Origin of the sequence: Galbibacter orientalis DSM 19592, from assembly GCF_000260115.1 — a bacterium.
GTDB lineage: Bacteria > Bacteroidota > Bacteroidia > Flavobacteriales > Flavobacteriaceae > Galbibacter > Galbibacter orientalis.
In genome coordinates this window covers 701263-723386 of record NZ_JH651379.1, presented here as the reverse complement: position 1 = coordinate 723386, position 22124 = coordinate 701263, and the positions used below count along the sequence as shown (strand labels likewise).

Annotated in this window: 16 protein-coding genes; 8 read left to right on the top strand and 8 right to left on the bottom strand. The window is 33.3% G+C overall.

Features of this window, described 5'->3' with window-relative positions; genetic code table 11:
• Window positions 1-1456: 1456 nt before the first annotated feature.
• The 3 genes from dusB to JOOMADRAFT_RS03300 all read right to left on the bottom strand — a co-directional run bounded on the left by dusB (window position 1457) and on the right by JOOMADRAFT_RS03300 (window position 6286).
• A complete protein-coding gene (dusB, locus tag JOOMADRAFT_RS03310) occupies window positions 1457-2449 on the bottom strand; it encodes a tRNA dihydrouridine synthase DusB (RefSeq protein ID WP_008611321.1) in 993 nt (330 codons plus the stop codon).
• Between the two features lie 158 nt (window positions 2450-2607).
• Complete coding sequence (locus tag JOOMADRAFT_RS03305) at window positions 2608-3804, bottom strand: C40 family peptidase (protein WP_008611320.1); 1197 nt, start codon at window positions 3802-3804, stop codon at window positions 2608-2610.
• A gap of 139 nt (window positions 3805-3943) precedes the next feature.
• A complete protein-coding gene (locus JOOMADRAFT_RS03300) occupies window positions 3944-6286 on the bottom strand; it encodes an outer membrane beta-barrel protein (RefSeq protein ID WP_169313484.1) in 2343 nt (780 codons plus the stop codon).
• Between the two features lie 244 nt (window positions 6287-6530).
• Here JOOMADRAFT_RS03300 and lepA point away from each other — a divergent pair, with 244 nt between their 5' ends.
• Entirely contained in the window at window positions 6531-8327 is a 1797-nt protein-coding gene (gene lepA, locus JOOMADRAFT_RS03295; RefSeq protein WP_008611316.1) for a translation elongation factor 4, read from the top strand.
• A gap of 63 nt (window positions 8328-8390) precedes the next feature.
• Here the strand turns inward: lepA and JOOMADRAFT_RS03290 are convergent, their stop codons facing one another.
• Both JOOMADRAFT_RS03290 and JOOMADRAFT_RS03285 read right to left on the bottom strand, forming a co-directional pair.
• Window positions 8391-8939 carry a hypothetical protein gene (locus tag JOOMADRAFT_RS03290; protein ID WP_008611315.1) on the bottom strand — a complete coding sequence of 183 codons (549 nt, stop codon included), beginning with the start codon at window positions 8937-8939 and terminating at the stop codon, window positions 8391-8393.
• Between the two features lie 92 nt (window positions 8940-9031).
• Complete coding sequence (locus tag JOOMADRAFT_RS03285; RefSeq protein ID WP_040879896.1) at window positions 9032-10909, bottom strand: cation:proton antiporter; 1878 nt, start codon at window positions 10907-10909, stop codon at window positions 9032-9034.
• Window positions 10910-11045: 136 nt separating this feature from the next.
• Between JOOMADRAFT_RS03285 and JOOMADRAFT_RS03280 the strand changes: the two genes are divergently transcribed.
• The 5 genes from JOOMADRAFT_RS03280 to JOOMADRAFT_RS03260 all read left to right on the top strand — a co-directional run bounded on the left by JOOMADRAFT_RS03280 (window position 11046) and on the right by JOOMADRAFT_RS03260 (window position 17870).
• Entirely contained in the window at window positions 11046-11906 is an 861-nt protein-coding gene (locus JOOMADRAFT_RS03280) for an MBL fold metallo-hydrolase (RefSeq protein ID WP_008611313.1), read from the top strand.
• Between the two features lie 10 nt (window positions 11907-11916).
• A complete protein-coding gene (locus JOOMADRAFT_RS03275; protein ID WP_008611311.1) occupies window positions 11917-13548 on the top strand; it encodes a S8 family serine peptidase in 1632 nt (543 codons plus the stop codon).
• Between the two features lie 28 nt (window positions 13549-13576).
• Window positions 13577-15463 carry a M1 family metallopeptidase gene (locus JOOMADRAFT_RS03270; RefSeq protein ID WP_008611309.1) on the top strand — a complete coding sequence of 629 codons (1887 nt, stop codon included), beginning with the start codon at window positions 13577-13579 and terminating at the stop codon, window positions 15461-15463.
• 283 nt (window positions 15464-15746) lie between these two features.
• Window positions 15747-16124: a ribonuclease P protein component gene (gene rnpA, locus JOOMADRAFT_RS03265; RefSeq protein ID WP_008611307.1), complete on the top strand. Its 378-nt coding sequence runs from the start codon at window positions 15747-15749 to the stop codon at window positions 16122-16124.
• 129 nt (window positions 16125-16253) lie between these two features.
• Window positions 16254-17870, top strand: a complete 1617-nt coding sequence (locus JOOMADRAFT_RS03260; RefSeq protein ID WP_008611306.1) for a S41 family peptidase — start codon at window positions 16254-16256, stop codon at window positions 17868-17870.
• Window positions 17871-17909: 39 nt separating this feature from the next.
• On the opposite strand, the gene JOOMADRAFT_RS03255 is transcribed toward JOOMADRAFT_RS03260, so the two are convergent.
• On the bottom strand, window positions 17910-18524 hold the full coding sequence (locus JOOMADRAFT_RS03255) for a hypothetical protein (RefSeq protein WP_245547646.1): 615 nt from the start codon (window positions 18522-18524) through the stop codon (window positions 17910-17912).
• Window positions 18525-18973: 449 nt separating this feature from the next.
• Here JOOMADRAFT_RS03255 and JOOMADRAFT_RS03250 point away from each other — a divergent pair, with 449 nt between their 5' ends.
• On the top strand, window positions 18974-20698 hold the full coding sequence (locus JOOMADRAFT_RS03250) for a hypothetical protein (protein WP_008611304.1): 1725 nt from the start codon (window positions 18974-18976) through the stop codon (window positions 20696-20698).
• A gap of 55 nt (window positions 20699-20753) precedes the next feature.
• Here the strand turns inward: JOOMADRAFT_RS03250 and JOOMADRAFT_RS03245 are convergent, their stop codons facing one another.
• Complete coding sequence (locus JOOMADRAFT_RS03245) at window positions 20754-21140, bottom strand: SpoIIAA family protein (protein WP_008611303.1); 387 nt, start codon at window positions 21138-21140, stop codon at window positions 20754-20756.
• 138 nt (window positions 21141-21278) lie between these two features.
• Between JOOMADRAFT_RS03245 and JOOMADRAFT_RS03240 the strand changes: the two genes are divergently transcribed.
• Window positions 21279-21656 carry a hypothetical protein gene (locus JOOMADRAFT_RS03240; RefSeq protein WP_008611301.1) on the top strand — a complete coding sequence of 126 codons (378 nt, stop codon included), beginning with the start codon at window positions 21279-21281 and terminating at the stop codon, window positions 21654-21656.
• Here JOOMADRAFT_RS03240 and JOOMADRAFT_RS03235 read toward each other — a convergent pair.
• On the bottom strand, window positions 21646-22089 hold the full coding sequence (locus JOOMADRAFT_RS03235; protein WP_008611300.1) for a GNAT family N-acetyltransferase: 444 nt from the start codon (window positions 22087-22089) through the stop codon (window positions 21646-21648). The two genes, JOOMADRAFT_RS03240 and JOOMADRAFT_RS03235, sit on opposite strands and share 11 nt — an antisense overlap.
• Window positions 22090-22124 lie beyond the last annotated feature (35 nt).

The window sequence follows — 22124 nt, the reverse complement described above, 5'->3', positions numbered from 1 at the left end:
AGAAGTCCCCCTTGGTCGGCATGACTGTTCAAGGATGTTTCTGGTAGTGAGATGCCTCCTTTTGGTGGGCATGACTGTGGAGTTTTATAAAAGAATTTTTATAAATCAAATCATCGAGTCCTTTCGACTGAAAGGAGAAATCACATTCTTGTTTTTTAATTCAAGAGTATTTTTTGGGATGAGATGTCTCCCTTTGGTCGACATGACTGTACAAGGATGCTTTTTGGTAATGAGAAGTCCCCCTTGGTCGACATGACTGTTCAAGGATGCTTTTGGTAGTGAATGGCTCCTTTGGTTAGCATGACCGTGGAGTTTTAGAAAAGAATTTTTATATATCAAATCATCGAGTCCTTTCGACTGAAAGGAGAAATCGCTATTCTTGTTTTTTAATTTAAAAGTATTTCTGGGGATGAGATGTCTCCCTTTGGTCGACATGACTGTTCGAGGATGCTTTTGGTAATGAGAAGTCCCCTTTGGTCGACATGACTGTTCAAGGATGCTTTTTGGTAATGAGAAGTCCCCCTTTGGTCGGCATGACTGTTCAAGGATGTTTCTGGTAGTGAATGGCTCCTTTGGTTAGCATGACCGTGGAGTTTTAGAAAAGAATTTTTATATATCATATCATCGAGTCCTTTCGACTGAAAGGAGAAATCGCATTCTTGTTTTTTAATTTAAAAGTATTTCTGGGGATGAGATGTCTCCCTTTGGTCGACATGACTGTTCGAGGATGCTTTTGGTAATGAGAAGTCCCCTTTGGTCGACATGACTGTTCAAGGATGCTTTTTGGTAATGAGAAGTCCCCTTTTGGTGGGCATGACTGTTCAAGGATGTTTCTGGTAGTGAGTGGCTCCTTTGGTGGGTATGACTGTGGAGTTTTAGAAAAGAATTTTTATATATCAAATCATCGAGTCCTTTCGACTGAAAGGAGAAATCGCATTCTTGTTTTTTAATTTAAAAGTATTTCTGGGGATGAGATGTCTCCCTTTGGTCGACATGACTGTTCGAGGATGCTTTTGGTAATGAGAAGTCCCCTTTGGTCGACATGACTGTTCAAGGATGCTTTTTGGTAATGAGAAGTCCCCCTTGGTCGACATGACTGTTCAAGGATGCTTTTTGGTAATGAGATGCCTCCTTTTGGTTAGCATGACTGTGGAGTTTTAGAAAAGAATTTTTATATATCAAATCATCGAGTCCTTTCGACTGAAAGGAGAAATCGCATTCTTGTTTTTTAATTCAAGAGTATTTTTGGGATGGGATGTCTCCCTTTGGTCAGCATGACTGTTCAAGGATGCTTTTGGTAGTGAGTGGCTCCTTTGGTTAGCATGACTGTTCAAGGATGTTTCTGGTAGTGAGATGTCTCCCTTTGGTCGACATGACTGTTCAAGGATGCTTTTGGTAATGAGAAGCCCCCTTTGGTCGGTATGACTGTGGGGTATGAAACATCTAAAAACATACTTTACACAAACTGAAAATCAGAAAACTTTTCCTCTACTTCATCAAAAGCAGCGAAAACATCTGCAGATTCATCGCTTGTTACCATTTTCATTCGGTATTCTTTAAAGTGTGGAATCCCTTTAAAATAATTGGTATAATGTCTTCTAGTTTCAAAAACACCCAGTTTTTCACCTTTCCAATCTATCGACATTTGAAGGTGTCGGCGAGCGGCTTTTACTCTTTCCTCAATAGTAGGCGGATTTAAATGTTCTCCAGTTTTAAAAAAGTGTTTTACTTCTTTAAAAAACCAAGGGTATCCAATACTAGCTCTCCCAATCATTGCGCCGTCTAATCCGTATTCGTCTCGCATTTTAACGGCCATTTCTGGAGTGTCAACATCTCCATTTCCAAAAACTGGAATGTGCATCCGTTGGTTATTTTTTACTTCAGCAATAGGAGCCCAATTAGCATTTCCCTTGTACATTTGGACACGAGTACGTCCATGAATAGAAATTGCTTTAATTCCAACGTCTTGGAGTCGCTCAGCAACTTCAACAATTTTTATAGAATCGGCATCCCAACCTAAACGAGTTTTTACGGTAATAGGTAAATTGGTGCGCTTTACCATTTCTTCGGTAAGTTTTACCATCAGAGGGATATCTTTTAAAATCCCAGCGCCAGCATTTTTACTAACCACTTTTTTTACAGGACATCCAAAATTGATATCAATAATATCTGGATTTGATTTCTCTACAATATCAATAGCTTGAAGCATAGAGTCGAGTTCTGCTCCAAAAATCTGGATTCCAACAGGGCGTTCCTTCTCGTAGATATCGAGTTTTTGCATACTTTTTGCAGCATCTCGAATAAGACCTTCCGAAGAGATAAATTCGGTATAAACTACATCGGCTCCTTGCTCTTTACACAATGCACGAAATGGAGGATCACTAACATCTTCCATTGGCGCTAGTAAAAGCGGAAATTCTCCAACATCTATCGTTCCAATTTTTGCCACAGTTCTATGTTTTAATGCTGTATAGGTTTTCTAACTTGCGTTTATTGATTTTGCAAAGATAGGGATTTAAAAAAAACTGCTCAGCAGGATTTTAATCCCCATAGAGGAAGTTTAATTTTTCCAATCTCTCATAAAGGGTTTGATTTCTTTAGGAAGGATTAAAAAATATTTTTCTTATCCAAGTAAATAAGCCCTTTAGAATCTTCATTTAAAATACGTTTAGTACGTAAGTAGCGGTTTAGGTTGTATTCATCATAATTATCTGCGTTTTTATCCATACTACTAATATGTACGCTTCCTGCTGAATGAATAAACTCGTTGTTGCCAATCCACATACCAACATGAATAACACGCTCTTTGGTAGAACCTGTTGCTTTTTTTCCAAAGAAAAGTAAATCTCCAGGAATTAGTTTACTAAAATCTTTGGTATCGTCTACTAAAATTCCTTCATTAATTTGTTGGGAAGCATCTCTAGGAATCACCATTCCGTTTAAGAAATATACAGTTTTGGTAAATCCGCTACAGTCCACACCTTTTGGAGAGGTTCCTCCCCATAGATATGGTAAGCCCATGAGGGTTTTAGAGGTTTCTACTAAGCTTTCTTTGGTGTGAGTTAAAGAGTTAATCCACTCTTTGTAAGGTTTAGCTTCGTTCTTTTTAAGATAAGCAACCCTTCCGTCAGGGTATTTTACTTCATAAAAATCATTTTTCTCGTCTAGTAAACTTAAAATATTCCCACCAACGAGATCAGAAATTACTTGTGAGTTGGCATTTGCTTCAGCATAAGAACTCCCTGCGGTAGCGGTAAAAATAATTTTATCTGAAGCTTTCCATGTATTAAATTCTTCTTTATCCATAGGTGTTACGCCTCCATAATCTACCCAAGCAATGTATTTATCTGGGGTTTGGATTAAATACCAGCTTCCTTCTTTCTTAAAAATATTTACGGGCATTCCTAAAGTTCCTTGCGTTACGAGTTCTGCGGAATGCCTTGGATTACCTCTCAAATTTGCTGCAGAAATTGCTATAATTCCTTGAGTTTTTCCTTCTAATTTTTTTGAAGGTAAAATCTCAATGCTATCTACAAAATTGATGTTTTCAGCTTTTAGTTTCCCTTTTAAATCTGCTACGGCATCTGGTAAATTAGAACTTCCTTTTACCACATAACCATTATTGGATTTAATAGTTTCAATATCAAACATGGCAACCCTTTTATCTGGCGCATATTGTTCTTTTACCGAATTAATTATCGGGTCAACTTTACTTACTTCTTCCTTTTGAGGAGTTTCTTTACACGAAATAAATAGTGTAGTAACTCCTAAAAATAAAAGGACATTTTTCTTTATAAAATTCATTTGTCAATATTTATTATTCTTTAAAACGTAGCTAGAATGCCTTGAATACTATATTAGTTTTAACTAATTATAAGTAGTTGTTTTATAACCAAAAGTTGGTTAAAAATGCAAAGTAACATAAGATTTCTAAAGAGAAGTGTTAAAATTCTGTTTCTTCTTTTAATCTCTCTTCTTCTTTAAAATCGATATTTCTTTTGTTATCTGCTAATCTAAAGTTTCCAAATTTATAATTAAAGCCAATGGTAAATGTTCTTTGTTCAGGCTTTGCAGTATACCCATTATCTTGGTTTAAATACCTAGTGGTAAGGGGGATGTTATAAGTATTAAATACATCATTTAAATTTATGTTTAGGCTTGCTCTGCCGTTCCATAGTTTTTTACGTAAGCCAATGTTTGTTTTAAATCGGTCTTTCATCAGGTAATTTCCAATAAAAAATCTAGATACATATTCTAGATATACATCGGCTGATATCGATTTTTCTTTGGAAATGGTAAACGAATTGTATAATTGTCCGAAATAACCAACAGTATTTTGTGTTTGTATAGCATCGTTACTTTCTCTAGCTATAAAAGACATTTCATAGAAAAAACCAGACATATACGTACTTAAAAACCACCATTTAGTAATTGGTCTGTAATGGATAAAATCAATGCTGTATTGGAAAGATTCTTCAATATTAAAAGTAGAATTATAAACTACTTGTGCATTATTCCTCTGAAAAGTTAAATTGTTTAATTCGTTTTTTTCTTGCTGATAATACACTTCAAAAATATAATTTCCATCAAAAGTGTAGTCTAAGGATATTTTATTTTCAATAGAAGGTTTTAAATAAGGATTTCCAGCTATAAAATTATTTTCATTTAAATAATATCGAAATGGATTTAAACTTTGGTAGCGCGGTCTTGCAATGGCACGCTTGTAGCTTACTCCTATTTCATGCTTTTCCGAAACTTGATGGTGTAAACTGAAAGTAGGAAACAATTCTAAATAATGTTGTTTGTTTATAGTCCCTAGCGCAACAGAATTCCCGATAGCATCTGTGTATTCTCCTCTTAAACCGGCTACTAAAGACCATGAGTCCCAATCTCGTGAGAAATTTGCATAGGAAGCCCAAATCTGTTCGTCGTAATCAAAATGGTCATCTCTGGACGAACTCGGAGTGTAATCTCCATAAAAAGCAATTATATTTCCGCTACTAATAGAAGAGTATTTAGCTCCTAATTCTAAATTATTGACGCCTAACGGACTAGAAAAGTCTATTTGCCCGGTAAAAATATTGTTTTTCTGACTTGCTTCTGTATCGAAAGCATTGGTGTATTGGTAAGAGTCGTTCTCATCAAAATAATCGGTTGCTAATATTTGGTTTTCTCCTTCGTTATAATAAACATAATTAGTTTGAATATCCAAATGGGTTCCATTTTTGCCAATTTCTCTATTATAAGTTGCGTTTAAGGTAATATTAGTATTGTCTATATCAATATCGCTATTGGTGTTAAAGCTACTTTCTTTAGTGTCTTCCGCAGATAAAACATCGGTATTGACTTTGTTTTCAATACTTTTACTTGGGTTGTAAATAATGTTGGAAGAAAAGCTTACTTTATTTTTATCATCTAAATTAAAATCTAAAATAGTATTGAAATTATGCGCTTTAGAGCGTGTTGTTTTGTATAAAGAGGTCTCCCATTGGTTGCTTGGTAAATTACCATCAAAAAAATTTACATAACTATCGCTTCTTTTATAATCTTTTCTTGGGTTGAAAGAATATCCTGCATAAAAATCTACTACATTATTTTTGTAATAATGACTTGTTCCGAGTGTATATTTAGGAAAAATAGCATCTTCCCATGTCCCATTTACAGCTCCTTTATAACCTATAGAAATGTTTTTTGAGGTAACTATATTAAGTACAGCACCACCTTCAGCATCGTATTTTGCCGATGGGTTTGTAATTACCTCTATGGAAGCAATATTATTGCCTGCAAAGTTTTCCAAGAGATTTTTCAGTTCTCTATCATCAAGGTAAACTCTCTTATTATTTATATAGACGGTGGTTTTTAAATTTTTTACTGAAATTTTATCATCTAAAGAGATAACTCCAGGAGTTCTTTGTAGAATTTCATAGGTAGATAAAGAGGATAAAGTGGAATTTTCTACCTGAAAAATAAGTCGCCCATTCTTTTTTTCTAGTCGTGGTTTTTGAAAACTTAGGGTTACCTCTTCCAAGTTTTCTATATCATGCTTTAAGATAATAGTATCAGCATTAAAGTTATTATGGACAGTTATATTTTTATAATTATTATGATACCCTATATAAGAAGTTTTTAAAATATAATTTCCTTCTGGGATTTTATTGAGAATGAAAGTTCCATTTTCTTCAGTGGAGGTGCCTGCAATAGATACCGAATCTTTTGCATTTAAAAGCATAACATTTACAAAAGAGAGTGTTCTATTGTTAGAATCTATAGTTTTTCCTTTAACCATAAATTCTTGTGAAAGAAGAGGTTTACAAGTAACTAGCAAAAAAAGGAGTACTAAAACTTGGTTTCGGTGCATGGATTTAGGCGATTTAGGGCTATAAATATAGATTTTTTTTTAAAACCTTATATTTTTAACTCTGTAATTTAGAATTTATAGTTGATATATTTTCAATAAAAAATAATATCTTATTCAAGCGTGTTAAAATAGTTTATATTTGCTGATTGAAAATTTGCATTGATAAACGGCTATGAAGCACATAAGAAACTTTTGTATAATCGCTCATATTGACCACGGGAAAAGTACGTTGGCAGATAGGTTATTAGATTTTACTGGATCTGTTACCGAGCGAGAAAAGAAAGAACAACTTTTAGATAGTATGGATTTAGAGCGTGAACGTGGTATTACCATTAAGAGTCACGCTATTCAAATGGAATACATATATAAAGGAGAAGAATATATTTTAAACTTGATAGATACTCCTGGGCACGTAGATTTCTCGTATGAGGTTTCTCGTTCTATTGCAGCTTGTGAAGGTGCTTTACTGGTTGTAGATGCAGCTCAAAGTATCCAAGCGCAAACAATTTCTAATTTATATTTAGCATTGGAGAATGATCTTGAGATTATTCCAGTGCTTAATAAAGTGGATCTTCCGAGTGCAAATCCAGAAGAAGTAACCGATGATATTGTAGATTTATTAGGTTGTGATGCTGAGGAAGTAATTCCTGCTAGCGCCAAAACAGGTATTGGAATTGAGGAAATTCTTTCTGCAATTATTGAAAGAATTCCACCGCCTAAAGGAAATCCAGAAGAGCCACTTCAAGCTTTAATTTTTGACTCTGTTTATAATCCGTTTAGAGGAGTAGAAACCTATTTTAGAGTTATTAATGGAGAAATTTCAAAAGGACAAAAGATTAAATTTTTGGCCACTGGAAAAACTTATGATGCCGATGAGGTTGGAACGTTAAAGCTTATTCAGCACCCTAAAAAAGTGGTTAAAACTGGAGATGTAGGGTATTTAATTACAGGAATTAAGGATGCTAGAGAGGTAAAAGTGGGAGATACTATTACAGACTCAGCCAATCCAACTAAAAATATGATTGCAGGTTTTGAAAATGTAAAACCTATGGTATTTGCAGGAGTATATCCTGTAGATACAGAAGATTATGAAGAGCTTAGAGGTGCTATGGAAAAACTACAGTTGAATGATGCTTCTTTGGTTTTTACTCCAGAAAGTTCTGCAGCTCTTGGTTTTGGTTTCCGTTGTGGATTCTTAGGAATGCTTCACCTTGAAATTATTCAGGAACGTTTAGAGCGTGAGTTTGATATGACGGTTATTACTACCGTACCAAACGTTAGTTACCATGCCTATACTAAGAAGAACCCAGACGAAAAGATAATATTAAACAATCCATCAGATCTTCCAGACCCTTCAAGTATTGATCGGGTGGAGGAGCCATATATTAAAGCTACAATTATTACAAAAGCCGATTTTGTAGGTCCAGTAATGTCTTTATGTATTGAAAAAAGAGGAATTATTACCAATCAAACTTATTTAACACCAGAACGTGTTGAGCTTTCTTTTGATATGCCTCTTGCAGAAATAGTGTTCGATTTTTATGACCGCTTAAAAACGGTATCAAAAGGATATGCATCATTTGATTATTCGCCTATAGGAATGCACGAATCTAAATTGGTAAGGGTAGATATTTTATTAAATGCAAACTCTGTAGATGCCCTTTCAGCATTAATTCATGCCGATAATGCTTATAATATTGGTAAGAAAATGGTGGAGAAGTTGAAAGAATTAATTCCAAGACAGCAATTTGATATTCCAATTCAAGCTGCAATTGGGGCTAAAATTATTTCTAGAGAAACGGTTAAAGCATTAAGAAAAGATGTAACTGCAAAATGTTACGGAGGAGATATTTCTCGTAAAAGAAAACTTTTAGAGAAACAGAAAAAAGGTAAAAAGAGAATGCGTCAAGTAGGGAATGTTGAAATTCCTCAACAAGCATTTATGGCGGTATTAAAACTTAACGATTAAACATAAAAAAAGACTGTTAAAAACGGTCTTTTTTTATGTTGTTTATATTTTTAAAAGAGTAGGTTATACTTTTCGGATGTAATAATCGCCTATTTTGTCTACTACAAATTCGTAATCTATATAATTTTCTGCGGAAGGGTTGTAAAATGTAACCGAAAATACTACTTCATTTGTAGTAGAAGCAATTTCATTCAGTTTAAAAGATTGCATAAATGCAGCTTCTAACATAGGGTTGTCTTTTATATTGAAAGTATCTTTTTCAACACGCTTTTTCAGCACAAGATTGTTTTTATAATAAACAGAAAGATCAGAATGAAATTCTTTATAAACAGTTTTATGGATCTCTCCAAGCTTGTTTTTTTCTACTTTAAGAATTTTATCATCTGTAGTATGATATTTTGTATTTACAACAAAATTGTTTGCTAAAGCAGAATCGATTTGAATTTCTGCATAGCCTTCGGGCACTTCTTTAGATGTGTAATTTGTAGTTGCTAGGTATGGATTTTCCCCAAAAAGTTGATTGCCTTTATTACGAAAACGTGTTTGGTCACAACTAGAAATCCAAATAATAGCGAGTAAGAAAATTATCAGTTTTAAAAAGAGAGTTTTCATGTGTTTGTTTTTTTACCACTTTTTAAACGGTCAAATGGAACATCCAAATAATTATTCTGCTGTGTGTCTATAAATGGATATTTCATTATTTTTTAATTGTTATCGGGAGCTTCTTCTTCGTCGGATTTATCGTTTTTAACATCCATTACATCCATTGGTTTTCCTAAATATACCAATTTATTACCTTCAGCTATTTCCATATTACTGGTGTAAGAAGCAATAATATGCAAGTCTTCATTATTGTCTTTTATGAAGATAGGAATGGCATCTTTTTCATTGTTAAGCTTTTCTATCTGCTCCAAGAAATGCTTTTTAGATTCCAATTCAACTTCATTAATTTTAGGATAGTCGCGGGCAACTTCACTTAAGTTAATATAATCGTCTTTTTTTGAGAAGAGCAATTCTACCATTTCAATATAATCGCTTTTCATTTCTTCGGTTGTAATTAATCTAAAAGCGCCGTTCTCTCCTAATTGATTTTTGAAGCGTTCTATAGCATGTTTATTAACCTCTTCACTTGCAGTTAATGCCATTAGATATCCAATATCGTTGAGTTCGATATTATTAGTTAAATCATCAGAAAAAATATTAGCCTCTTCAGCATCCAAATCCATACCTTTTGCGCGCTCAATATTTTCTTTATTACTGTCTATAAGCACAACATGGCGACCGTTTTTTTGAAGATATTTAGCTATAATTCTAGAAATATTAGAAGCTCCAACAATTAAAATACCAGTAGACTCTTTTAAGAAAACTCCAGAAATTTTAGCAAATAATCTGGCTGTTGTTGCATTAAAAAGTACAGTACCTAATACAATCATAAACACAAGTGGTGTTATGTACTCTGCGCCAGGTTCCCCTTCTAAAACAAGTCGGTTTCCAAATAGAGAAGCAATCCCAGCCGCTACAATACCACGAGGGCCTACCCAACTTATAAATGCTTTTTCGTTTGTTTTTAAACCAGAATTAATGGTACTTAACATAACCCCAATTGGGCGAATTAAAAATACAACGCACCCAAATAAGATGAGTGTATTCCAATTGTAAATTAAATACAAGTCTTGCATATTTATATTTGCAGACAGCAGAATAAAAAGAATGGAAATTAGTAAAACACTTAGCGACTCTTTAAAGTAGAGTAATTCTTTAATATTAGGTAAATCTATATTACCAAGTACCATTCCCATTACCACTACAGAAAGTAGTCCAGATTCATGAGCAAATTGTTCAGATAATAGATACACACCAATTACAAAAGAAAGAGAAACTACATTCATTAAAAAATGAGGAATTGCATTTTTCTTAATGGCAAAATAGAGAGCATATGCAAAAGAAAACCCGATTGAAAAGCCTACTACCACTGTTTTTCCAAACTCTACTAAAGCTTGTTGGGTATATTCTGTTCCTTTTCCAACGGATATAAATTCGAAAACCAATACGGCAGCAACCGCTCCAATTGGGTCTATTAAAATACCTTCCCATTTTAAAACTGCAGAAATATCTTTTTTCAGAGGGATATTTCTAAGAATAGGGGTAATTACGGTTGGACCAGTTACAATAATTAAAGCGGCAAATAAGAAAGAAATAGGCCAGCTTAAATTAAAGAGAAAATGAGATGCAAAACCAGCACCTAAAAAAGTAACTATAGTACCTATGGTAATTAGTTTAAAAATTACAGGACCAACATTTAAAACTTCGTTTCTCTTTAAAGTTAAACCTCCTTCAAAAAGAATTACACTTATGGCTAATGATACAAAGTGAAATAATCCTTCTCCAGGAAATAATCCTTTATCCAATTGCGGGTTCCAGATAGGTTCAATAAGCTTTGTTCCATCTTCCGTAAACAGCGTAGAAAAAGGACCAACAAACATTCCTATCAAGATGAGGGGTAGAATAGCAGGTATTTTAAATCTCCATGCTACCCATTGTGCAATAATCCCCAATATTACAATTCCAGCAAGCTCTATCATAAATTTTTGATTGTACAGCGAATATAACTTCAATAATAGTAAAAAAATGTTAAAAAACATTTAATAAAAGATGTCTTTATGATGAATGTTATTCCCTTTTCTTAATTTGCGGTGCGTTGGAATCATAACATTTTACATGAAGTTATACACAATTGAAACAGGAAATTTCAAATTAGATGGGGGAGCTATGTTTGGAGTAGTGCCAAAATCAATTTGGAATAAAACAAATCCTGCCGATAGTAATAATATGATTGATATTGCCGCTAGGTCTTTATTAATAGAGGATGGCGACAGACTTATCCTTGTCGATACAGGCTTAGGGAATAAACAATCTGATAAGTTTTTTGGGTATTATTACTTGTGGGGAAATGATAATTTGGATGCTTCACTTAAAAAGCACGGTTTTCATCGAGATGATATTACAGATGTTTTTCTTACACATCTTCATTTTGATCATTGTGGCGGTTGTATTCAGTTAAATAAAGAAAAAAACGGCTATGAACCTGCTTTTAAAAACGCACGTTTTTGGAGTAATGAAAACCACTGGCAATGGGCAACAAAACCTAATGCACGAGAAAAGGCTTCTTTTCTTTCAGAAAACATTCTCCCCATTCAAGAAAGTGGACAATTAAATTTTCTTTCTGTTCCAGAAAACAGATTTTTAAAGAATTCTGAACTCGGTTTTGATATACTTTATGTAGATGGACATACCGATAAACAAATGATTCCGCATATAAAATACCAAGATAAAACCTTAGTTTTTATGGCCGATTTACTTCCAACCGTAGGCCATATTCCGTTACCATATGTAATGGGTTATGATACTAGACCATTACTTACCATAGAAGAGAAAAAAACATTTTTAGAAACAGCTGCAGATAATAATTTTTATTTATTATTAGAGCACGACGCACACAACCAAGTGTGTACACTTCAAAAAACAGAAAAAGGGGTTAGGATGAAAGAAACCTTTTTATTTAACGAATTATTTATTTAAATATTTGACAATGACTATTAAAAAATCTGTTGCTTATTGCGCAATTGCAACTTCCTTATTTGTAGGATGTGGATCTCCTGCTATAATTTTAACACCAGAAGAAAATATAGATTCTGTAGTATTAAAAGTGGATCCACTTACAGATACTCAATTAAAAGATTGGGGGCATAAAGACTTACTTACGGATACCATTCCTGGGATGAGTGTAGATAAAGCCTATAGCGATATTTTTAATAAACTGAAAAGTTTAAAGCCTACAACAGTAATTGTTGGAGTTTTAGATTCGGGAGTTGATATTGAGCATCCAGATCTTAAAAATGTAATTTGGACAAATGAAGATGAGATTCCTGGAAATGGAATTGACGATGATAAAAATGGTTTTGTTGATGATATCCATGGATGGAATTTTTTAGGCGAAGCTAATGATGAGCAATTAGAGTTTGTAAGAATTTTAGTAAAAGGAGACGACGGTTCTGAAGAATATAAAAGAGCTTTAAAAGAATATGATGAAAAGTATAACGAAGCAGTTCAAAATAAAACAAGATATGAGCAGATTTTAAGTTCTGTAAATGCTGCTGATGCGTTTCTTCAAAAAGAATTAGGGAAAGAAGTTTATACTAAAGAGGAGTTGGCTGCATACGAGCCTTCTGCAGAGCAAGGGCAAGCGGCTAAAGGAATGATGATGCAAATGTTTAGTTTTGAAGATTCTGTTCCTGCAGTAAAGAAAGAATTAAAAGAAGGAATTGAGTATTTTGCAGATCAATTAAATTATAACCTAAACAAAGATTTCGACGGAAGAAGTATTGTAGGAGATAATCCAGACGATATTAATGATATTGGATACGGAAACAATGATGTTATTGGAGATAAAGAGCATGCAAAACATGGAACGCATGTAGCTGGTATTATTGCTGCAGAACGTAATAACAGTGTTGGAATGGATGGAGTTGCAGAGCATGTTAAAATTATGGCAGTACGAACTGTTCCAAATGGAGATGAGTACGATAAAGATGTTGCTTTGGCAATACGTTATGCTGTAGACAATGGTGCTAAAGTTTTAAATGGAAGTTTTGGTAAATACTATTCTCCACACAAAGACTGGGTTTGGGACGCTATTAAATATGCGGCTTCAAAAGATGTTTTAATTATTAAAGCTGCTGGAAACGAATCGATGGATTTAGATGAAAACAATGTATATCCAAACGATAACGAAAATAATACTGCAGAAATAGCAGATAATTTCTTAACTGTTGGAGCTTTAAATTACGAATATGGGCCAGAAATGGTAGCTACTTTCTCTAATTATGGGAAAAATAATGTAGATGTTTTTGCTCCTGGAACCAAAATTTGGTCTACTACTCCAAACAATGGATATGAGTATTTACAAGGAACCTCTATGGCAGCCCCTGCGGTAGCTGGTGTTGCAGCATTGATTAGAGCATATTACCCTTCATTAAAAGCATCAGAAGTAAAGAAAATTATTATGCAATCTGGACTTACTTCAACTGCAAATGTAATTTTAGGAGGGAATCCAAATTATAAAAAACCATTTGCAGAGGCTTCAAAATCTGGGAAAATGGTAAATCTTTATAACGCTATGATTCTTGCTGATAAAGTTGCAAACGGAAAAGCGAAGTTATAAATCATACTTTTTAACTAAACTCAAATATATGAAACGAACATTTATCACTGCTATAGGTTTAAGTGTTGCTATGCTATCTCAAGCATTTGCAGTAACTACGCCTACTAACGGTAATCCATTAGAAACTATACAACCCAATTCAACAACTTATTGGCAACAACATGTTGTCTATAAAATGAATGTTGATATGGATGTAAAAGATTATAAATATACAGGAACACAAGAACTAAAGTATACCAACAATTCTCCAGATACTTTAAAAACGGTATTTTATCATTTATTCTTTAATGCCTTCCAACCAGGGAGCGAAATGGATGTGAGAAGTAGAACAATTCAAGATCCAGATAGAAGAGTAGAAGATAGAATTAGTAAACTATCACCTTCAGAAATAGGGTATTTAAGAGTAAGTAGTCTAAAACAAGATGGAACTGCTATTAAATATAACGAAGAAGGAACTATTCTTGAAGTTACCTTAAATAAACCGATTCTTCCTGGGCAAACAGTTAAGTTTGATATGGAATTTAACGGGCAAGTGCCACAACAGATTCGTAGAAGTGGACGTGATAATGCGGAGGGTGTTGCTCTTTCTATGACACAGTGGTACCCTAAAATGGCCGAATATGATTTTGAAGGTTGGCATGCAGACCCATATATTGGTCGTGAATTCCAAGGCGTTTGGGGAGATTTTGATGTAAAATTAACCTTAGACAAAGAGTATGTAGTAGGTGGTACTGGATATTTACAAAATCCAGAGGAAGTTGGACATGGATACCTTCCTGAAGGGACAAAACAGAAAAAAGTAAAAGGAAAAACACTTACATGGCATTTTGTAGCACCTATGGTACACGATTTTGCTTGGGGAGCAGATCCAGAATTTATTCATGATACTTTAGAAACTCCTAGCGGTACAACGCTTCATTTTTTCTATAAAGACAAGGAAGAAATTAAAGAAAACTGGAAAAAACTTCAGCCAAAAACAGCAGAAATGCTAGCGTTTTATAATAAAAACGTAGGGAAGTATCCTTACAAACAATACTCTGTTATTCAAGGAGGAGATGGTGGTATGGAGTATGCTATGTGTACGCTTATTACTGGAGAACGTAAATTTGGAAGTCTTGTAGGAGTAACTGCCCATGAGTTTGCGCATTCTTGGTTTCAACATGTTTTAGCTTCTAATGAGTCTAAAAATGAATGGATGGATGAAGGATTTACTTCTTTTATTTCCGATTTATGTATGAACCAAATTATGGGAGAAAACAAACCAAATCCATTTGAAGGGGCTTATAGAGGTTATATCGCACTAGCAAATTCTGGTTTTGAACAACCACAAACTACGCATGCAGATAGATATAATTACAACAGATCATATAGTATTTCTGCATACAGCAAAGGGGAAGTTTTCTTAGCACAGTTAGGGTATGTTATTGGTCAGGATAATGTAATGAAAACACTTAGAAAGTATTACAACGATTTTAAATTTAAGCACCCAACTCCAAACGATATTATGCGTACTGCTGAAAAAGTTTCAGGAATGCAGTTGGATTGGTATTTAACAGATTGGACTAAAACTACCAATACTATAGATTACGGAATTAAAAGTGTTACTGAAGAAGACGGGAAAACAAAAATAGAAATGGAACGTATTGGACTTATGCCAATGCCTATTGATGTAATGGTGTTGTATAAAGACGGTTCTGCTAAGTATTTCTACGCTCCACTTAGAATGATGCATGGAGAGAAAGCTAATCCATTTGATGGAGTTGAAAGAACAGTACTTCCAGATTGGCCTTGGGCTTTTCCAACATATAGCTTTACAATTGATACTCCAAAGAGTGAAATTGTAGGAATAGCAGTAGATCCTTCTGGATTAATGGCAGATGTTAATAGAGAGAATAACGAATATCAAGCAGAATAAGGGTTTGGATAATGTTTAAATCCCTCATTGAGGGTTTTATTCCCCAGAACCTGTTCTGGGTATACCGAAGTGTTCTACGTCGAAAAGGATTAAATTATTTTCTTTTGAACACCTCGTAAGCTTGGCTCGAGATAGTTGATTTAACTAAAGTTATACGGAGGGATATTTTTTAAAAAGTTAGCTTATTAACGGAAAGAATACCAAGTTCAAACATACATATCTAAAAGAAAAGGCTTTTTAAATAAAGCCTTTTCTTATTTTTACACCCAATTTTAAATAGTATATGGATCAGTCATTTCCTTCAAAAGAAAAACTCAAAAGCGCTACGCTTATTAGCCAGTTATTTGCTGAAGGAGATTCTGTGTCCAAATATCCTATCCGATTAGTTTTTACAAAGCTAGAAGATGAGGTAAAAATTAAAGCAGGGGTGTCCGTCTCTAAACGCTCTTTTAAAAAAGCAGTAGCTAGGAATAGAATAAAAAGACTCCTACGAGAAGCATACCGACTTAATAAACATCTCTTTTTTGATACTGTTGAAGGAGATTCTTATGGCTTTATGTTTTTATATACTGGCAAAGAAATGCCTACGTTTGAAAAACTGAACAGTGTGATGCAGAAATTGCACCAAAAATTTCAAGAGCACCTTAAAAAAGAATCATAGTATAGATAAATTAAAGTCATTTTTCAATAGATTCATCTTCAACTTGCTAAATTTTAATGAATCTAGTACCTTGTACTTCACTATGAGAAGTATTAATTCTCATTTTTCAGAAAATAATATGAAGCTATTATGAAGAAGAAAATTATAATTCCAGCACTAGCATTAATTGTTTTACTAGTAGGAACTAGTTTTAAAAACGATTTTTTTGAAATTGCTAAGCAAGTAGAGATTTTTACTACGTTGTTTAAGGAGTTAAATATGAATTATGTAGATGAAACGAATCCTGCGGAACTTATGGACACCGCTATAAAAAGCATGCTTGAAGATTTAGATCCTTATACAAACTTTATGAATGAGCAGGATGTAGAAGGTTTTAAAATAAGCAATGCAGGAGAGTATTCTGGAATTGGAGCTGTAGTGAAGAGTTATGATGATAGACTTCTAATTATTGAGCCTTATGAAGGGTATCCTGCCGATAAAGCAGGATTAAAAGCTGGAGACGAAATTGTAAAAATTGGAGACATAAACGTATCAGATTTTAAAGAAGATGCAACAGAATTATTAAAAGGAGCTACCAAAAGCAATGTTTCTATAGCTTATAAAAGGCAAGGAAAAACAATGACTACAACGGTTTCTAGAGATGAAATAGAAATTGATGCCGTCCCTTATTTTAATATGATAGATGCTGAAACAGGATACATTGTACTTTCAAAATTTAATAGCAAGGCTTCTAAGCAAACAGAAGAAGCTTTGGAAGATTTAAAAGAAAGAGGAGCAAAGAAAATTATCTTAGATTTAAGAGGAAATCCAGGTGGATTGCTAACCGAAGCAATAGATGTTTGTAATTTATTTGTGCCTAAAAAGGAACTTATTGTAAGTACAAAATCGAAGGTTAAAAAATTCAATCAAGAATATTATACACGTAGAAATCCTGTCGATACAGAAATTCCGTTAGCAATACTTATTAATGGAAGAAGTGCTTCTGCAAGTGAAATTGTGAGTGGTGCCTTACAAGATTTGGATCGTGCTGTTATTGTTGGCGCACGTAGTTTTGGAAAAGGATTAGTGCAGCGTCCTATTAAATTAAACTATGGAACCCAGCTTAAAGTAACTATTTCTCGTTATTATACACCAAGTGGACGTTGTATCCAGTCGATGGATTATTGGAATAGGGATGCAGATGGAAAAGCGGTTGTTAAGAAGGATTTCAATGAATTTAAAACTCGTAGTGGAAGAAAAGTTTATGATGGTGGTGGTGTAATGCCCGATCTTGAAGTGAAGGGATTGAAAGATAATAGTCTTACTTCAGCATTAATAGCTAACAATGTACTTTTTGATTATGCTACAGACTACTATTATAAACACCCAATAACTAACATGGACAATTTTAGTTTTTCTGAAACCGATTATCAAGACTTTAAAAAATACGTTACTGAAAGTGGATTTACTTATGAAACTAAAACCGAAAAAGCACTTAAAAAAGTAATGAATAGTCAAGAAATAGATGAGTTTGGAGAGTCTGTGAAGAATGATTATAAGAAATTACTTACAGATATAAATCATAGTAAATTAGCATCTCTTGATGAATATCAAGAAAGTATTACAAAAAACCTTGAAGACGAACTTATTGTACGTTACTTCTATAGAGACGGCTTGTACAAATATTATTTACAGAATGACGATGCTATAAAAAATGCAACTGCAATTTTAAAAGATGCTGCAAAGTATAAAAGTATCTTGAAGTAATTTTATAAATAGCGTTTTTGAAAAGCCTAGTCTAATGAGTTACTCTTCCGCAGGATCTTTTACAAAATCAAGATAACCACGACGAAGTAGAGTTTCTACCCGTCTTCTATCTGGAGTACGATGGATGGCTTTGTATTTTTCTGAAATATAATAACAAAACAGCCCGAATTGATCCCTCGGAACATCCAAATCGTTTAAAATATAATCTTTGTAATTGTCTTCTAAAAAACCAACAATTATATTTTTAGTTTCTGCTTTTAATCGTTTTTTTAATTTTTTTGTGCGTCCGCTTATTGCGTTAATTAATGGGTCTAAACTCACAGACATTCCTCCTCCTTTGTAATGGTATTTGGAGGCTGCTGCTAAACGTCTTTCTGCTGGAGTGTAGGTTTTAGGAGTATAATCGGTTAATTTTCCGACATTAATTCTGTAATCGGTAAGTACTACTTCTTCAAGCTGAATTACACCATCTTTAATGTAAACCTCTATTTTACCATTCATAATATCTTCTGTGGCCACAATTTTATAGAAGTTTTTAAACGCTTCAGAAGCAATAAATAATTGGTCGCCTTCTGAGGCTGTAATGGTATGAAAATCATTCTTATAACTCCCTTCTGTTTTTGTTGTGATATTGGCAATCCCAAATTTTGTCATTGCTATATTATCTTTATAAATAAAGATTTTAAGTACTTTTTTTTCTTCTTGAGAAAATAGCTGGAATGAACTCAAAAATAGTAAGAAGAGAAATAATAATAGATTAAGTAATTTTATCACATGTATAGCGTATTAGGAAAGCCAATATATCTCATTTCAAAGCTGTCTGGGTTTCCTTTAACACAAGTTTCACGGCAATTTGTGATAGTTTTTGTAATCCTATCAAAATCTTAAGAGTTTTTTAGTAATTATAGTAGTTACTGATTGAATTTACGGTAAAATAAAATGATGATTTTTTTCCTTTATATAAAGCAGAAAAATAAAGCATAGTCTTCGCTACATACTCTTTTTTATCTTGAAATTGAAAGGGAAAGAGTACATTTTATTCCAGTAAATTGCATTGGTAAATGGTATTACAGTAACTTTATTGAAATTTAAAATTAAAACGTATGCCCAAATCGTTTAAATTATGCTTAACTATGGCTGGTGCTGTTTCTGCAGGGTCTTTTACTGGTGGAGTACTAGATTATTTAATAGAAACCTTAACACTGTGGGAAGAAGCAAAAGCCACCAACAGGAAATTAGGAGTTAATCATCCAGAATACAATCATTCTGTTCCAATGCATAACGTAGAAATTGATGTGCTTAGTGGCGCTTCTGCGGGAGGTATTACAGGTACACTAACGTTGATGAGTTTATTGAGTAAAAATCATAAACCTGTAAATCGTTCAAACCCAAAAGGAGAGGATAATTTGTTTTACAAATGTTGGGTCAAAATGGCCGATGATGATAAAAGTAAAACGCTCGAAAAACTTTTAAATACCAACGATTTATCAAAAAATAAAATCCCTGAATCGTTACTTAATAGTATTGCTATAGATAAAATTGCCAACGAAGCACTAACAATAAATTCAGAGGTGCGTTATCCTCCATTTGTGTCTAAAGATTTGGATTTAATTTTAACTACAACCAATCTTCGAGGCCTTAATTTTAAAGTTGATTTTAGTGGAGATAGTAAAACCAATTCAGCAAATATTATTACCAATCATGGCGGTTTTTTTAGATATAAAGTGAAAAATGAATTGTTTGAAAGAGGAGTTCCTCCACAGGAAGATTCACTTTTTTATGTGTTAGACCTTAACGAAAATCAAGACATAAATTATTTAAAAGATGCCACGCTCAGTACCGCAGCCTTTCCAATTGGTTTAAAGTCTCGGGAGATAGAAATCTCTAAAAAATATATTGAACGTTACCCAAAATATTTGTTCGGGATGCGAAAAGGGATTTCACCTTTAATTTTAGATAATGAAGAGAGTTATAAATTTAATTCTATTGATGGCGGACTCATAAATAACGAGCCTTATGGGATTGGGATTAAGGTTTTAAATGAAAAAAATAAAACTCTAAAAACGAACGATAATTATGCGGTAGTAATGGTAGATCCGTTCCCTAATCAAGATAATAATCCGTCGTTGTTTAATTCTGAGCGAGATATTTTGAGTGTTGCCAAAGGCATGTTTAAGGCATTGAGAAATCAGGTGATGTTTAATCAAGATGGAATTTTTGAAGCATTATCTTTAAGCGATAGAACTAAATTTTTGGTGGCTCCCAGTAGGAAAACAATTTTAAATGGAGAGGCTATTAGAGAGCAACATCATTTAGCATCGTCTCCTATAAGTGGTTTTTCGGGTTTTATGGATGAAAAATTAAGAAAGCACGATTTTGAATTAGGAAGAAAAAATTGTCAGGATTTTCTGAGATATCATTTTTCAGTAAAAGAAGAAAATATTGTCAAACGTTTGGGAGAAGAAATTCCAAAGGAAGCTATAGATAGGTTTTCTTATACAAACCCGCCATCTACTAAAAATGGAGCACGTTTTTTCCCGATTATTCCAGACATGAAAACCATAGAGGCTTTTAATCAAAAGTTTAATTTAGAAGACTACGGAACCGATGCTACTCTAGACTACCCTACATATCCAAAAATTGATTTAGAGGAGTTTGAGCAGGCTTATAAGGCTCCTATAAAGAAAAGGATTAGAAGCTTAGTACGAAGTATTTCTAGAAGTGGAATATTAACTTTTGCTTTTCGACTTATATTTCAACGAAAAGCTTATAAACTAGTTATAGATACTGTGAGAAATAGTTTAAGTGAAGCGAATTTATTGAGGTAGTAAACCCCTTCAGAATATGCTTTTTAAAAATTGATTAATGTAGGTACGGGGGAATCTATACCGTTGAATTTACAAACATCATAGCTTCCTCCATTTGAGAAGCGTCAAAGTACCTTTCATAACGTCCTTTACTGGCGCGTTCAAAAAATAAATTATCTATTGGAACTAGCACTTTAACTATATTAGAATGTGCAACAATTGCTAGATGCCCTAGCTTTTTATAATGCCGAAGAGACCATAAAATATCTTCAAAAAATGCTTTGGTGCTACTTTTAGAAATTTTAATTTCATCCAACTTAATCAAGATATTCACCTTTTCGAAACCATGCTTTAGCTTCTCTTCAAATAATTTTTGACATATTTTTTCATCCGCTTTAGTAAAGCCCTCAAAGACTTCAAAAGCAAGCACATTACTTTCGAATGTTTTAATTTGTGAAATCATAATTTGTTGATTTTTCTCTACGAGATATATAACCCATTACTTTCAAATTTAAGAAATATAACATAGCTAAACCTAAGATTAACATTATTTAACTGTCTGATAATTGGATAATTACATTATTATTTGTATACTGTATATATGATAGCAACAGATAAATTAAATTATACAGAATTTTTAAACAGATCAGTTAATTATTTAGAGAACCGTGGGTTTGATAATATTAAAGCCGATTTAGATGGGTATGAAACGCCAAAATCGTTTGTTAAAAAGGGGAGTGATGTTATAATTACTCCAGATATTGTTGCAGACAAAAAAGGAATCAAACATTTCTTTGAAATTAGTGTTAAGTCAGAAAAACCACACTTATTAAAGTCTAAATGGATGTTTTTAGATGTGTTGAGTAAGATGAAGTCGTACCGATTTAAAATTATTAGTACTAAAGGACATTATAAGTTTACCAACACTATGCTTGACGATTTAAATATGGATAAAAAAATGATTAAGATTAATTCTTAATCATTTTTATATGTGGAATCCCATCCTCTAAATATTCTTCACTTGTTTGAGTAAACCCATGCGAATTGTAGAATTTTCTTAAATAGCATTGGGCGGAAATTTCTATGTCTTGTTTTTCAAAACGTTCATAAATAGCTTCGATAGAAGCTTTCATAATAGTATGACCATAACCAAACTTACGTTCCTCCATTTTAACAATAACTCTTCCTATACTTGGGTTGTCAAAGTAATCTCCAGAGTTGAAAATACGGGTATAAGCAACCAGTTTCCCCTCTTTTTTCCCTAAAACATGTAAGGCTTTTTGGTCTTTGTAATCAATATCTTGATATACGCAATCTTGCTCTACAACAAATACTTCACTCCGTAATTGAAGCATTTCGTATAATTCTTCTTTAGTAATTGCTGAAAATGATTTTACTTCTATAGAAAGCATCTATTAATTGTTTTTGCAAAAGTATTAATTTGTAG

What these genes read in the sequence shown, in the direction of transcription:
- JOOMADRAFT_RS03305 (WP_008611320.1), bottom strand. Translation starts at nt 3,804, where the DNA reads ATGAATTTTATAAAGAAAAATGTCCTTTTATTTTTAGGAGTTACTACA.
- JOOMADRAFT_RS03300 (WP_169313484.1), bottom strand. Translation starts at nt 6,286, where the DNA reads ATGGTTAAAGGAAAAACTATAGATTCTAACAATAGAACACTCTCTTTT.
- lepA (WP_008611316.1), top strand. Translation starts at nt 6,531, where the DNA reads ATGAAGCACATAAGAAACTTTTGTATAATCGCTCATATTGACCACGGG.
- JOOMADRAFT_RS03290 (WP_008611315.1), bottom strand. Translation starts at nt 8,939, where the DNA reads ATGAAAACTCTCTTTTTAAAACTGATAATTTTCTTACTCGCTATTATT.
- JOOMADRAFT_RS03285 (WP_040879896.1), bottom strand. Translation starts at nt 10,909, where the DNA reads ATGATAGAGCTTGCTGGAATTGTAATATTGGGGATTATTGCACAATGG.
- JOOMADRAFT_RS03280 (WP_008611313.1), top strand. Translation starts at nt 11,046, where the DNA reads ATGAAGTTATACACAATTGAAACAGGAAATTTCAAATTAGATGGGGGA.
- JOOMADRAFT_RS03275 (WP_008611311.1), top strand. Translation starts at nt 11,917, where the DNA reads ATGACTATTAAAAAATCTGTTGCTTATTGCGCAATTGCAACTTCCTTA.
- JOOMADRAFT_RS03270 (WP_008611309.1), top strand. Translation starts at nt 13,577, where the DNA reads ATGAAACGAACATTTATCACTGCTATAGGTTTAAGTGTTGCTATGCTA.
- rnpA (WP_008611307.1), top strand. Translation starts at nt 15,747, where the DNA reads ATGGATCAGTCATTTCCTTCAAAAGAAAAACTCAAAAGCGCTACGCTT.
- JOOMADRAFT_RS03260 (WP_008611306.1), top strand. Translation starts at nt 16,254, where the DNA reads ATGAAGAAGAAAATTATAATTCCAGCACTAGCATTAATTGTTTTACTA.
- JOOMADRAFT_RS03255 (WP_245547646.1), bottom strand. Translation starts at nt 18,524, where the DNA reads ATGACAAAATTTGGGATTGCCAATATCACAACAAAAACAGAAGGGAGT.
- JOOMADRAFT_RS03250 (WP_008611304.1), top strand. Translation starts at nt 18,974, where the DNA reads ATGCCCAAATCGTTTAAATTATGCTTAACTATGGCTGGTGCTGTTTCT.
- JOOMADRAFT_RS03245 (WP_008611303.1), bottom strand. Translation starts at nt 21,140, where the DNA reads ATGATTTCACAAATTAAAACATTCGAAAGTAATGTGCTTGCTTTTGAA.
- JOOMADRAFT_RS03240 (WP_008611301.1), top strand. Translation starts at nt 21,279, where the DNA reads ATGATAGCAACAGATAAATTAAATTATACAGAATTTTTAAACAGATCA.
- JOOMADRAFT_RS03235 (WP_008611300.1), bottom strand. Translation starts at nt 22,089, where the DNA reads ATGCTTTCTATAGAAGTAAAATCATTTTCAGCAATTACTAAAGAAGAA.